General features: G+C 62.8%; 11 protein-coding genes and 1 pseudogene. 3 read left to right on the forward strand and 9 right to left on the reverse strand.

Features of this window, described 5'->3' with window-relative positions; all coding sequences use genetic code 11:
* Positions 1–27: 27 nt before the first annotated feature.
* The 7 genes from ispC to rpsB form a co-directional block, all read right to left on the reverse strand.
* Positions 28–1,212, reverse strand: a complete 1,185-nt coding sequence (ispC, locus tag ACN8M7_RS10885) for a 1-deoxy-D-xylulose-5-phosphate reductoisomerase (RefSeq protein WP_490260770.1) — start codon at positions 1,210–1,212, stop codon at positions 28–30.
* Entirely contained in the window at positions 1,209–2,024 is an 816-nt protein-coding gene (locus tag ACN8M7_RS10890; RefSeq protein WP_490260771.1) for a phosphatidate cytidylyltransferase, read from the reverse strand. Before ACN8M7_RS10890 ends, ispC begins: the two co-directional genes overlap by 4 nt.
* Positions 2,024–2,770, reverse strand: coding sequence for a polyprenyl diphosphate synthase (gene uppS, locus ACN8M7_RS10895; protein ID WP_061238150.1), 747 nt, complete (start codon positions 2,768–2,770; stop codon positions 2,024–2,026). Before uppS ends, ACN8M7_RS10890 begins: the two co-directional genes overlap by 1 nt.
* A gap of 17 nt (positions 2,771–2,787) precedes the next feature.
* Complete coding sequence (gene frr / locus ACN8M7_RS10900; protein WP_061238151.1) at positions 2,788–3,345, reverse strand: ribosome recycling factor; 558 nt, start codon at positions 3,343–3,345, stop codon at positions 2,788–2,790.
* A complete protein-coding gene (gene pyrH / locus ACN8M7_RS10905; protein WP_061238152.1) occupies positions 3,342–4,085 on the reverse strand; it encodes a UMP kinase in 744 nt (247 codons plus the stop codon). Before pyrH ends, frr begins: the two co-directional genes overlap by 4 nt.
* Positions 4,086–4,274: 189 nt before the next feature.
* Complete coding sequence (gene tsf, locus ACN8M7_RS10910; protein WP_061238153.1) at positions 4,275–5,138, reverse strand: translation elongation factor Ts; 864 nt, start codon at positions 5,136–5,138, stop codon at positions 4,275–4,277.
* A gap of 112 nt (positions 5,139–5,250) precedes the next feature.
* Positions 5,251–5,994, reverse strand: a complete 744-nt coding sequence (gene rpsB, locus ACN8M7_RS10915; RefSeq protein WP_061238154.1) for a 30S ribosomal protein S2 — start codon at positions 5,992–5,994, stop codon at positions 5,251–5,253.
* Positions 5,995–6,265: 271 nt separating this feature from the next.
* Between rpsB and map the strand changes: the two genes are divergently transcribed.
* Both map and ACN8M7_RS10925 read left to right on the forward strand, forming a co-directional pair.
* Positions 6,266–7,054: a type I methionyl aminopeptidase gene (gene map, locus ACN8M7_RS10920; RefSeq protein WP_061238155.1), complete on the forward strand. Its 789-nt coding sequence runs from the start codon at positions 6,266–6,268 to the stop codon at positions 7,052–7,054.
* 63 nt (positions 7,055–7,117) lie between these two features.
* A complete protein-coding gene (locus ACN8M7_RS10925) occupies positions 7,118–9,814 on the forward strand; it encodes a [protein-PII] uridylyltransferase (RefSeq protein WP_490260772.1) in 2,697 nt (898 codons plus the stop codon).
* A gap of 36 nt (positions 9,815–9,850) precedes the next feature.
* On the opposite strand, the gene ACN8M7_RS10930 is transcribed toward ACN8M7_RS10925, so the two are convergent.
* Together ACN8M7_RS10930 and ACN8M7_RS10935 are read right to left on the reverse strand one after the other, a co-directional pair.
* Complete coding sequence (locus ACN8M7_RS10930; protein ID WP_490261012.1) at positions 9,851–10,615, reverse strand: methyl-accepting chemotaxis protein; 765 nt, start codon at positions 10,613–10,615, stop codon at positions 9,851–9,853.
* 90 nt (positions 10,616–10,705) lie between these two features.
* Positions 10,706–11,743 (reverse strand): annotated as a pseudogene (locus ACN8M7_RS10935) (HAMP domain-containing protein); the annotation flags it as partial.
* A gap of 199 nt (positions 11,744–11,942) precedes the next feature.
* Between ACN8M7_RS10935 and dapC the strand changes: the two are divergent.
* Positions 11,943–13,139 (forward strand): succinyldiaminopimelate transaminase, encoded by a 1,197-nt coding sequence (dapC, locus tag ACN8M7_RS10940; protein WP_490260773.1) that lies wholly within the window; start codon positions 11,943–11,945, stop codon positions 13,137–13,139.
* The last annotated feature ends 12 nt before the right edge of the window (positions 13,140–13,151 follow it).

Consider the following 13,151-nt stretch of genomic DNA (forward strand, 5'->3'; position numbering starts at 1 on the left):
ATGCAGGCCAGACCCATGCCGGCCGTGTCAACGACCCGCCAGCCACTGCCCAGCCAGTTCACGCGCACGCGCATCGGCTTCGAACACCGCATCGAGCGCTTCGACAGCCTGCGCCGGCTGCGCGTTCAATACCGAATCAATCATACGCGCGATATCGGTGAAACGGATGCGCCGCTGCAGAAACGCCTCGACCGCCACTTCGTTGGCCGCATTGAGCATCGCCGGCGCACTGCCGCCGGCCTGCGCAGCTTCACGCGCCAGACGCAGACAAGGAAAACGCTGCTCGTCGGGACGCTCGAAATCCAGGCGCGCAACGGTAAACAGATCCAACGGCGACACCCCCGAGTCGATGCGCTCCGGCCAGGCCAGGGCATGGGCGATGGGCGTGCGCATGTCCGGGTTGCCCAACTGGGCCAGCACCGAACCGTCGACATAGTCGACCAGCGAATGAATCACGCTTTGCCGATGGATGACCACCTCGATCTGCCCGGGGCGGGCATCGAACAGCCAACAGGCCTCGATCATCTCGAGCCCCTTGTTCATCATGCTGGCCGAGTCGACGGATATCTTGCGCCCCATCGACCAGTTCGGATGCGCGCAGGCCTGCTCCGGCGATACACGCTCCAGCTCGTCCAGCGGCGTTTCGCGAAAGGGACCACCGGAGGCAGTGAGCAGGACACGGCGAACGCCGACCGCCTGCAGGCCTCGCGAGTAGTCGCCCGGCAGGCACTGGAAAATGGCGTTGTGTTCGCTGTCGATGGGCAACAGAACCGCCCCGCTCTGCTTGACCGCCTGCATGAACAGGGCGCCGGACATCACCAGCGCTTCCTTGTTGGCCAGCAATACCTTCTTGCCGGCCTGAACAGCCGCCAGGGTCGGCCTGAGGCCTGCCGCACCGACAATGGCCGCCATCACGCAATCGACAGCCGCATCGGCCGACACGGCGCACAATCCCTGCTCGCCAACCAGCACCTCGGTCACCAGCCCAGCAGCACGCAGATTGCCCTGCAACTCGAGCGCCGAATCGGCGTCAGGCACCACGGCGTAGCGCGGGCGATGCTGGATGCACAGAACCTGTAGCTCGGCCAGACGCGAGAAGCCGGTCAGCGCGAATACGCTGTAGCGCTCGGGGTGACGGGCAATCACATCCAGCGTGCTGAGGCCAATGGAGCCGGTCGCTCCCAGCACCGTGACCTGCTGCACTGCGCTCACAGCGAGCCCCAGCCGGCCAGCCAGAGCAATGCAGCAAACAGCGGAACGGCCGCAGTAAGGCTGTCGATGCGGTCCAGCACACCACCATGACCCGGCAGCAGATTACTGCTGTCCTTGATCCCTGACTGACGCTTGAACATGCTCTCGGTCAGATCACCGACCACGGAAATCAGCACCACCACAGCAGCGCCCGCCAGCGCCAGCAGCAGCCCAACAGCAGACCAGCCCTGCTGAAGACCGACCACCAGCGTGATCAGCAGGCTGGCAGCAAGGCCACCATAAAGCCCTTCCCAGCTCTTGCCGGGGCTGACCTTGGGCGCCAGCTTGCGCTTGCCGAAAGCCTTGCCGGAAAAATAGGCGCCAATGTCCGCACCCCAGACCAGCACCATCACCGCAATGATCAGCGCATTGGCCTGCGGCCATTGCTTGAGCAGGACCAAGCCCTGCCAGGCCGGCAGCAAAATCAACAGACCAATCAACAAACGTCCCGGCACACCGCCCCAGTAGCGACTGCTATCGGGGTAGGTCAGCACCAGGAAAGTCGCAGCCAACCACCACAGCACCGCCACCACCAACAGCACTGGCGCGAAGACCGGAATCATGTAAAGCGCAGCGAGCAACACAGCCACCACTGCGGCATAGGCCACGCGCCTGGACTGCGCCTGAAGCCCCGCCAGGCGGGCCCATTCCCAAGCGCCCAGCGTAACCACTGCCCCGATGAACAGAGCAAAGGCAGCGCCGTCGAGCAGGAAAAATCCAGCCAGGGCGATAGGCAGCAGCACCAGCGCCGTGATGATTCGTTGTATCAACATTAAGAGCGCGCCTCAGCTTCCACCTGCTCGCTGGTCTTGCCGAAGCGACGCTGGCGGGTAGCGAAATCGGCCAGCGCCTTGCGCATGGCCTCGTGCTTGAAGTCCGGCCAATAGAGGTCGGAGAAGTACAGTTCGCTGTAGGCGAGCTGCCAGAGAAGGAAATTGCTGATGCGGCGCTCGCCCCCGGTACGAATGCACAGGTCGGGCATAGGCAGATCGCCGGTAGCCAGACAGCCCTGCAGCAATTGCGCAGTGATGTCTTCGGGCTGCAGATGGCCTGCCTGCACCTCACGCGCCAGGCGCTGAGCGGCCTGGGCGATGTCCCACTGACCGCCGTAGTTGGCGGCGATCTGCAGGGTGAAACGGCGATTGCCGGCGGTCAGCAACTCCGCTTCGCGCATCGCCGCCTGCAGCTCGGGATGAAAGCGCGAGCGATCACCGATGATGCGCAGGCTGATGTCGTTATCCTGCAGCCGTCTGGCCTCTCGGCGCAGCGCCCCCAGGAACAGCTCCATCAGTGCACCGACCTCATCGGCCGGTCGCTGCCAGTTCTCGCTGGAGAAGGCGAACAGCGTCAGCACCTCGACGCCCGACTCGGCACAGACCTCGATCACCGCGCGTACCGCGTCGACCCCCGCCTTGTGCCCAGCCACACCTGGCAACAGGCGCTTCTTCGCCCATCGGTTGTTGCCATCCATGATGATGGCGACATGCCGCGGCACCGCCCCCTGCTTGTTCTTGTCCATGTATGGGCGCCCAGCCGTCAAACGGCCATCAGGTCCGCTTCTTTCACCTCGAGCGCCTTGTCGACTTCACCGATGAACTTGTCGGTGATCTTCTGCAGCTCATCAGCAGCGCGACGCTCTTCGTCTTCACTGATTTCCTTGGCCTTGGACAGCTTCTTCAGCTCAGCCAGGGCATCACGACGCACGTTGCGCACGGCAACCTTGGCATCTTCGGCAACGCCACGCGCCTGCTTGGTGTAACCCTTGCGGGTTTCTTCGGTCAGCGCCGGCATCGGCACGCGAATGGTGGTACCGGCACTGCTCGGGTTCAGACCCAGGTCGGAGGTCATGATGGCCTTCTCGATGGCCGCACCGAGGTTCTTGTCGTGCGCGACGATCTTCAGGGTGCGCGCATCCTCGACAGTGATCGCAGCCACCTGATTGAGCGGCATGTCGCTGCCCCAGGCCGGCACCTTGACGCTATCGAGAATGCTCGGGTGGGCACGGCCCGTACGGATGGAAGCCAGGTTACGACCCAGCGCCTCCAGGGACTTGCTCATGCGCTCCTGAGCGTCTTTCTTGATGTCGTTGATCATTGTGCATCCTCCTCGATCAGAGTTCCTTCAGCGCCACCCACTACAACGTTCAGCAGGGCGCCGGGCTTGTTCATGTTGAAGACCCGCAGCGGCATGGCGTGATCACGGCACAGGCAGATAGCGGTCAGGTCCATCACACCCAGCTTGCGATCGAGCACCTCGTCATAGGTCAGGCGCTCGAATTTTTCGGCATGCGGATCCTTGAACGGGTCGGCAGTGTACACGCCATCGACCTTCGTCGCCTTCAGTACCACGTCGGCATCGATCTCGATGGCGCGCAGGCAGGCGGCAGAATCGGTGGTAAAGAAGGGATTGCCAGTGCCGGCAGCGAAGATCACCACCTCACCGGTCTTCAGATGGCGCATGGCCTTGCGGCGGTCATAGTGATCGGTGACGCCGACCATGGAGATGGCCGACATGACGATGGCCGGGATGTTCGAGCGCTCCAGCGCATCGCGCATGGCCAGCGCGTTCATCACGGTCGCCAGCATGCCCATGTGGTCGCCGGTGACGCGATCCATGCCCGCAGCGGACAGTGCCGCACCACGGAACAGGTTGCCGCCACCGATCACCAGACCGACCTGTACGCCGATACCGACCAACTGGCCGACTTCCAGCGCCATGCGATCGAGCACCTTGGGATCGATGCCAAAATCTTCCGAGCCCATCAGGGCCTCGCCGCTGAGTTTGAGCAGAATGCGTTTATAGCGAGGTTGGCGACCAGTCGTCTGCTGAGCCATTGCAAGTCTCTCCTGCGGCGATATGAAATGCTTGAGCAACACCCTCGAGCGTTGCAATTATCCGGCACTTCGAACGTGCCGACGACCTTAGGTTGCAAGGCCGCTGTAGATATTTGTCATCCCTTATTCGGCAAAGAGGCTGCACGCGCAAGCGGGCAGCCTCTCTGGGACAACTAGCCGTACCGCCGATTACTGCTTGCTGGCAGCAACCTGAGCGGCAACTTCGGCAGCGAAGTCGGTCTCGGCCTTCTCGATGCCCTCGCCCACTTCGTAACGAACGAAGGAAACGACTTCAGCACCGGCTTTCTTGACCAGGTCACCGACCTTGACTTCCGGATCCATGATGAAGGCTTGCTCGACCAGGCTGGCTTCGGCCAGGAACTTGGCGATACGGCCTTTGACCATGTTCTCGACGATGTTTTCCGGCTTGCCGGCGATCTTCTCGGCGTTCAGCTGCAGGAAGATTTCCTTTTCCTTGGCAACCAGCTCTTCGGAAACCTGGTCCGGCGAAACAACGGCCGGGTTGGAAGCTGCAACGTGCATGGCAACGTGCTTGGCCAGTTCGTCGTTGCCGCCTTTCAGGACAACCAGAACGCCGATACGGTGGCCGTGCAGGTAGGCACCAACGGTGTCACCGGAGACAGCGGTCAGACGACGGATGTTGACGTTCTCGCCGCACTTGGCAACCAGCGCTTCACGAGCGGATTCGCGCGAGGCGATCAGCGGAGCGGCGTCAGTCAGGTTCTTCTCGAAAGCTTCATCGAGGCTTTCTTTGACGAAGCCCTTGAAGTCATCCTGCAGAGCCAGGAAGTCGGTCTGCGAGTTGACTTCGATGATCAGGCCACGGCCGCCTTCGACGCGAACGGCGATGGAGCCTTCGGCAGCGATGTTGCCAGCCTTCTTGGCAGCCTTGATAGCGCCCGAAGCACGCATGTCATCAATGGCTTTCTCGATGTCGCCACCAGCGGCAACCAGGGCCTTCTTGCATTCCATCATGCCTTGGCCGGTACGCTCGCGCAGTTCTTTAACCAGGGCTGCAGTAATCTCTGCCATCTTGAAAATCCTCTCGGTAGGTCTTCAACCAAATCAAAATCTGTGAGTGGCAAAAAGGGGGCCTAGCCCCCTTTTTGCTCAGCACGTAACGCTATATGAGCGACGTTACTGCTTAGCCTTCGGCAGCTTCAGCGGCCGGAGCTTCTTCGATGAACTCTTCGGTGGCGCCGCCAGCGTTGCTGCGACCACGAATCACGGCGTCGGCCATGGCACCCATGTACAGCTGGATGGCGCGGATGGCGTCGTCGTTACCCGGGATGATGTAGTCAACGCCTTCCGGGCTGCTGTTGGTATCGACGATGCCGATGACCGGGATGCCCAGCTTGTTGGCTTCGGTGATAGCGATGCGCTCGTGGTCAACGTCGATCACGAACAGAGCGTCCGGCAGACCGCCCATGTCCTTGATACCACCCAGACTGCGATCCAGTTTTTCCAGATCACGGGTGCGCATCAGGGCTTCTTTCTTGGTCAGCTTGGCAAAGGTGCCGTCCTGGGACTGGGTTTCCAGCTCACGCAGGCGCTTGATCGAAGCACGGATAGTTTTGTAGTTGGTCAGCATGCCGCCCAACCAGCGGTGATCGACGAACGGCGAGCCGCAACGAGCAGCTTCTTCGCGAACGATCTTGCCAGCGGAACGCTTGGTGCCGACGAACAGGATCTTGTTCTTGCCAGCAGCCAGCTTCTCAACGAAAGCCTGAGCTTCGTTGAACATCGGCAGGGTTTTTTCGAGGTTGATGATGTGAATCTTGTTGCGCGCGCCGAAAATGTACTTGCCCATTTTCGGGTTCCAGTAACGGGTCTGGTGGCCGAAGTGCACACCGGCCTTCAGCATATCGCGCATGTTGACTTGGGACATGATAGTTCCTTGATAAGTCGGGTTAGGCCTCCACGTATCCCAGCTTCCAACCCTCGAACTTGTCGAAAGGCACCCAGGAAACCGTGTCGATACGTGTGTGGGTTTAGGCTTTCGGGCACGGATGCCCGTAAAGCGGCGCGTTTTATACCACACAAAGCCGGCGCAGGCTACAAGCGCGGGCAAAGAACGCTGTAGCGCCCCACGCCCTTTGGGGCTGGCGCGGCGAAGCTGCTAATATAGCGCCCTTTCCGTTCGTGCCCGAGAGCTTCATATGACCGTCACCATCAAATCCGCCGAAGAAATCGAGAAAATGCGCGTCGCCGGCCGCCTGGCTGCCGAAGTGCTGGAGATGATCGGTGAGCACGTCAAGCCAGGCGTCACCACTGAGGAAATCGACCGCATCTGCCACGACTACATCGTCAACGTGCAGCAGGCCATTCCAGCCCCGCTCAACTACAAGGGCTTTCCCAAGTCGATTTGCACCTCGATCAATCACGTGGTCTGCCACGGCATCCCCAACGACAAGCCCCTGAAAGACGGCGACGTGCTGAACATCGACGTCACCGTGATCAAGGACGGCTACCACGGCGACACCAGCAAGATGTTCATGGTGGGCAAGGTCGCCGAGTGGGCCGAGCGCCTGGCCAAGATCACCCAGGAATGCATGTATAAAGGCATCGAACTGGTCAAACCCGGCACGCGCCTGGGCGACATCGGCGAAGTGATCCAGAAGCATGCGGAAAAGAACGGTTTTTCCGTGGTCCGCGAATACTGCGGTCATGGCATTGGCGCGGTATTCCATGAGGAGCCGCAGGTGCTGCACTACGGCAAGGCCGGCACCGGCATGGAGCTCAAGGAAGGCATGACCTTCACCATCGAGCCGATGATCAACCAGGGCCGCCCGGAAACCCGCCTGCTCGGCGACGGCTGGACCGCCATCACCAAGGACCGCAAGCTCTCCGCACAATGGGAGCACACCGTGCTGGTCACCGCTGACGGCTACGAGATCCTGACCCTGCGCAGCGACGATACCCTGCCGCGCACCTCGTCCGGCCAGTAATTCGCCGTTTCAGCCCATGGTGCGCGCCGCGCACCTTACGACCTATATAAGGAAGGCGACTGCATGCCGCAGATGGACCCCGAACTGTTTGACCGCGGTCAGTTCCAGGCCGAGCTGGCGTTGAAATCCAGCCCCATCGCCGCATTCAAGAAAGCCATCCGCAGGGCGCATGAGGTACTGGACGCGCGCTTTCGCGACGGCCGCGACATTCGCCGCCTGGTCGAAGATCGCGCCTGGCTCGTCGATCAGATCCTGCAGGAAGCCTGGAAGCGCTTCACCTGGAGCGAGGACGCCGAAATCGCCCTGCTCGCGGTCGGCGGTTACGGTCGCGGCGAGCTGCACCCCTACTCGGATATCGATCTGCTGATCCTGCTGGGCAGCGACGATCACGAGATTTTCCGCGAGCCAATCGAAGGCTTCCTCACCCTGCTGTGGGACATCGGCCTGGAAGTCGGTCAGAGCGTGCGCTCGGTCGAGGAATGCGCCGAGGAAGCGCGTGCCGACCTGACGGTGATCACCAACCTGATGGAAAGCCGCACCATCGCCGGCCCCGAGCATCTGCGCCAGCGCATGCAGCAGGTAACCAGCACCGATGCCATGTGGCCGAGCAAGCACTTCTATCAGGCCAAGCGCGAAGAGCGCAAGGCACGCCACGGCAAGTACAACGACACCGAGTACAACCTCGAACCCAACGTCAAAGGCTCGCCCGGTGGCCTGCGCGACATCCAGACCGTGCTCTGGGTCGCGCGCCGTCAGTTCGGCACGCTTAATCTGCAGGCGCTGGTCAGCCACGGCTTCTTGCTGGAAAGCGAATACGCCCTGCTCTCCTCCAGCCAGGAATTTCTGTGGAAGGTGCGCTACGCCCTGCACATGCTCGCCGGGCGCGCCGAGGACCGCCTGCTGTTCGACCACCAGGCCAGAATCGCCGCGCTGTTCGGCTATCAGGACGGTGACGGCAAGCGCAGCATCGAACACTTCATGCAGAAGTACTACCGGGTGGTGATGGGCATTTCCGAGCTGTCGGACCTGATCAACCAGCACTTCGAGGAAGTCATCCTGCGCGCCGGCGAACGCGGCCCGGCCACGCCACTGAACAGTCGCTTCCAGGTGCGCGACCGCTACATCGAAGTCACTCACCCCAACGTCTTCAAACGCACCCCCTTCGCCATCATCGAGATTTTCGTGCTGATGGCGCAGCATCCGGAAATCAAGGGCGTGCGTGCCGACAGCATTCGCCTGCTGCGCGACAGCCGCCACCTGATCGACGACGATTTCCGCAAGGACATTCGCAACACCAGCCTGTTCATCGAGCTGTTCAAGTGCAAGGAAGGCATTCACCGCAATCTGCGCCGGATGAACCGCTACGGCATCCTCGGCCGCTATCTGCCGGAGTTCGGCCATATCGTCGGGCAGATGCAGCACGACCTGTTCCACATCTACACGGTCGACGCGCACACGCTCAACCTGATCAAGCACCTGCGCAAGTTCCGCTGGCCGGAGCTGGCGGAGAAATTCCCGCTGGCCAGCAAGCTGATCGAAAGGCTGCCCAAGCCAGAGCTGATCTACCTCGCCGGTCTTTACCATGACATTGGCAAGGGCCGTGGCGGCGACCATTCGGAACTGGGCGCAGTGGACGCCGAAGCCTTCGCGCGCCGTCATCATCTGCCAGCGTGGGACAGCGCCCTAATCGTCTGGCTGGTGCAGCACCACCTGGTGATGTCCACCACCGCGCAGCGCAAGGACCTGTCCGACCCGCAGGTAATCCACGACTTCGCCCAGTTCGTCGGCGACCAGACCCACCTGGACTACCTCTACGTGCTGACCGTGGCCGACATCAATGCCACCAACCCCAGCCTGTGGAACTCCTGGCGCGCCAGCCTGCTGCGCCAGCTCTACACCGAGACCAAGCGCGCCCTGCGCCGCGGCCTGGAAAACCCGCTGGACCGTGAAGAGCAGATTCGCCAGACGCAAAGCGCGGCCCTGGACACCCTGGTACGCGGCGGCACCGACCCGGACGACGCCGAGCAACTGTGGAGCCAGCTCGGCGACGACTACTTCCTGCGCCACACCGCCAGTGACGTGGCCTGGCACACCGATGCCATTCTCCAGCACCCAGGCGATGGCGGCCCGCTGGTATTGATGAAGGAAACCACCCAACGCGAGTTCGAGGGCGGCACGCAGATCTTCATCTACGCGCCGGACCAGCATGACTTCTTCGCCGTGACCGTAGCCGCGATGAGCCAGCTCAACCTCAACATTCACGATGCGCGGATCATCACCTCCACCAGCCAGTTCACCCTCGATACCTATGTGGTGCTGGATGCCGACGGCGGTTCGATTGGCAACAACCCGGCGCGCATCCAGCAGATTCGCGAAGGCCTGATCGAAGCCCTGAAGAACCCGGACGACTACCCGACCATCATCCAGCGCCGGGTACCGCGCCAGCTCAAGCACTTCGCCTTCGCCCCGCAGGTGACCATTCACAACGACGCGCAACGCCCGGTGACCATACTCGAGCTGACCGCACCGGACCGCCCCGGCCTGCTGGCACGTATCGGGCGCATCTTCCTCGAATACGACCTGTCACTGCAGAACGCCAAGATCGCCACGCTGGGCGAACGCGTCGAGGACGTGTTCTTCGTCACCGATGCCAACAACCAGCCGCTGTCCGACCCCGAGTTCTGCGCGCGCCTGCAGGAAGCGATCATCACCAAGCTCTCGGAGCCCAGCACACCCAGCCCGGCGCAGATCACCTTCTGAGCCGTGGATGCGCCGGCGGCGCATCCACGGCCAGTTTCAGATCCTGAAGCTGTCCACCAGTTGCTTGAGGCGCCCGACCTGCTGATCCAGCTCGGTACAGGCGCTGAGACTGGCCTGCAGGTTGCGCACGCCATCCTGGTTCAGCGTGTTGATCTCGGTGATGTCCATGTTCAGGCTCTCGATCACCGAGGTCTGCTCCTCGGTGGCCGTCGCCACTGACTGGTTCATGCCGTCGATCTCGCCGATACGATGGGTCACGCCGCGCAGGTTTTCCCCAGCCTGACCGCCGATGCGCACGCTGTCATCGCTGAAGCGGCGGCTCTCGGCCATGGTCGCCACGGCGTCGCGGGCGCCAGTCTGCAACTGCTCGATCATCTGCTGAATCTCCAGCGCCGAACTCTGCGTCCGCTGCGCCAGGTTACGCACCTCATCGGCCACCACGGCGAAACCGCGCCCGGCCTCACCGGCACGCGCCGCTTCGATGGCGGCATTGAGTGCCAGCAGGTTGGTTTGCTCGGAAATGCCCTTGATCACATCGAGAATCTGACCGATGTCGTTGCTCTTCTCGCTGAGCAGTTCGATGTGCCGACCGGAAGCCTGGATCTTCTCCGACAGCTCGCCCATCGAGCTCAGCGTGCGCTCCACCATGCCCTGGCCTTCCTCGGCATCATGGCGCGCATCGCTGGCCTGCACCGATGCATCGGCAGCATTGCGCGCGATTTCCTGGGCAGCCGCGCCCAGCTCGTTGATCGCCGCCGCGACGCTGTCGGTGCGTGCGGCCTGCTCGCTGGAGTTGCCCATGGACGCGTTGGAGGCCTGCACCACGGTGCTCACCCGCGCATGCACCTCACGGGTCGCCGAGGCCACTTCGCGGATGGATTCGTGAATACGCTCGACGAAGCGGTTGAAGGCTCCGGCCAGCTCACCGAACTCGTCACCGGAAGCGATCGTCAGGCGCTGGGTCAGATCCCCTTCGCCGTCGGCGATACCGCCCATGGCGTGGCTCATCACGTGCAACGGACGCAGCAGGATGCGGATCAGCGCACCCAGCAGGATCAGGATGGCGACCACGCCGATGACCGTGACCATCAGCGCAGAAACGCGAAACTCGCTGAGCGCGGCGAAGGCCTTGCCCTCGTCGACGGACAGGCCGACGTACCAGCGCACGCCTGCCAGCCCCTGTACCGGCAGGAAGGTGACCAGCCGGGCACTGCCATCGCTGGCCGACGCCCCCTGCAAGCCCGGCTGCAGTCGCGGCGCACCGCTAGGGAACGCCTGCGCCAGGGTCTTGAGCACCAGGCTCTTGTCCGGATGCACCAGCACCGTGCCCTGCTCGTCGACCAGAAAGGCATAGCCCATCCCGCCAAGATCGAAGGAATTGAGGATGTCGTCGATCGTCTGCAGCTTCAGGTCGCCGCCGACCACGCCCTGCAAGGCGCCACCAGCGCTGACCGGCCGGGTGATGGTGATCAGCAGACCGTCACGCGGATCGGCCGCCAGATAAGGCGCGGTCAGCCCCGGGCCACTGCTGCCCAGCGCACTCTTGTACCAGGGGCGCTGACGCGGATCGTAACCGGCCGGCAGCTCACTGGCCGGGAACTGGGTGTAAGTGCCGTCAGCCTGACCGAAATAGGCATAGAGGAAGGCCGAGGCAATGCTGCGGTGCTGCAGGTTGCGGCGCAGCGAATCGGAGGAGCTGTCGTCCTGTATCGATTCGGCGAGGTTGTCCAGCAATTGCATGCGCCCATCGAGCCAGTGCTGGATGTTGCCGGTCGACGACAGGCCGACGTCATTGAGGTAGTTCGACAGGTTGTCGCGGATCGCGTTGCGCTGCAGGTAATCGTTGTACAACGCAAACGCCGCGAAGGCTGCGACGACCACCAGGGAAGCAGCCAGCATGATCTTGTGACTGAACTTGAGAGTACGCATGGAGAGAGCTCGCCAGAGAGGGTTAAGCGGATAGCGCGAAAATTATCGGCTGGGCATCCGCCGCCTTGAGCCGCAACGGCATCGGTTTGGCGACCTAAACGGATGGAAAACGGACGGACGAAGGGAATTTCCCAGAAAGGCCTGCCGTGCTAGTGTCGCCAGCTTTGTCGCCGCCTCACAAAGGACCCGTCGGATCATCATGAACCACGCCCTCGCCCAGCTGCAGCCCTACCCGTTCGAAAAGCTCCGCGCCCTGCTCGCCGGCGTGCAACCTGCCGCCGACCGTTCGCCGATCGCCCTGTCGATCGGTGAACCCAAGCACCGTTCGCCGGACTTCGTCGGCCAGGCACTGACCGCCAACCTGGACAAACTGGCGGTGTATCCGACCACCCTGGGCCTGCCAGAACTGCGCCAGAGCATTGCCAGCTGGTGCGAGCGCCGCTTCGGCGTGCCAGCTGGCTGGCTGGATGCCGCACGCCACGCTCTGCCGGTCAATGGCACGCGCGAAGCGCTGTTCGCCTTCACCCAGGCCGTGGTCGACCGCGATGCCAAGGGCCTGGTGGTCAGCCCTAACCCGTTCTATCAGATCTACGAAGGCGCAGCCTTTCTCGCCGGCGCGCAGCCGCACTACCTGGCGTGCCTGGAAGACCATGGTTTCAACCCGGACTTCGATGCGGTGCCGACAGAGGTCTGGCAGCGCTGCCAGATTCTGTTCCTCTGCTCGCCGGGCAACCCCACCGGCGCACTGATCCCACTCGAAACACTGAAGAAACTGATCGCCCTGGCCGACGAGCATGACTTCGTCATCGCCGCCGATGAGTGCTACAGCGAGCTGTACTTTGACGAAGACGCCCCGCCACCCGGCCTGCTCAGCGCCTGTGCCGAGCTGGGCCGCAGCGATTTCGCCCGTTGCGTGGTGTTCCACAGCCTGTCCAAGCGTTCCAACCTGCCTGGCCTGCGCTCCGGCTTCGTCGCTGGCGACGCCGAAATCCTCAAGCACTTCTTGCTCTACCGCACCTACCACGGCTGCGCCATGCCGGTGCAAACCCAGCTGGCCAGCGTGGCCGCCTGGAACGACGAAGCGCACGTGCGCGCCAACCGTGACCTCTATCGTGAGAAGTTCGATGCCGTGCTTGAGATCCTCGCCCCGGTGATGGACGTGCAGCGCCCCGATGGCGGCTTCTACCTGTGGGCCCGCACACCGGGCGACGACGCGCAGTTCACGCGCGCACTGTTCGCTGCCGAGCACGTCACCGTGGTGCCCGGCTCGTACCTGTCGCGCGACGTGAACGGCGTCAATCCGGGTGCCGGGCGCGTACGCATGGCGCTGGTTGCGCCGCTGGTCGAGTGCATCGAGGCCGCCGAGCGCATCGCCCGCTTCATTCGCGGCGCCTGAGGGCCTCAACCG

Source organism: Pseudomonas spartinae, assembly GCF_965197125.1.
Lineage (GTDB): Bacteria > Pseudomonadota > Gammaproteobacteria > Pseudomonadales > Pseudomonadaceae > Aquipseudomonas > Aquipseudomonas composti_A.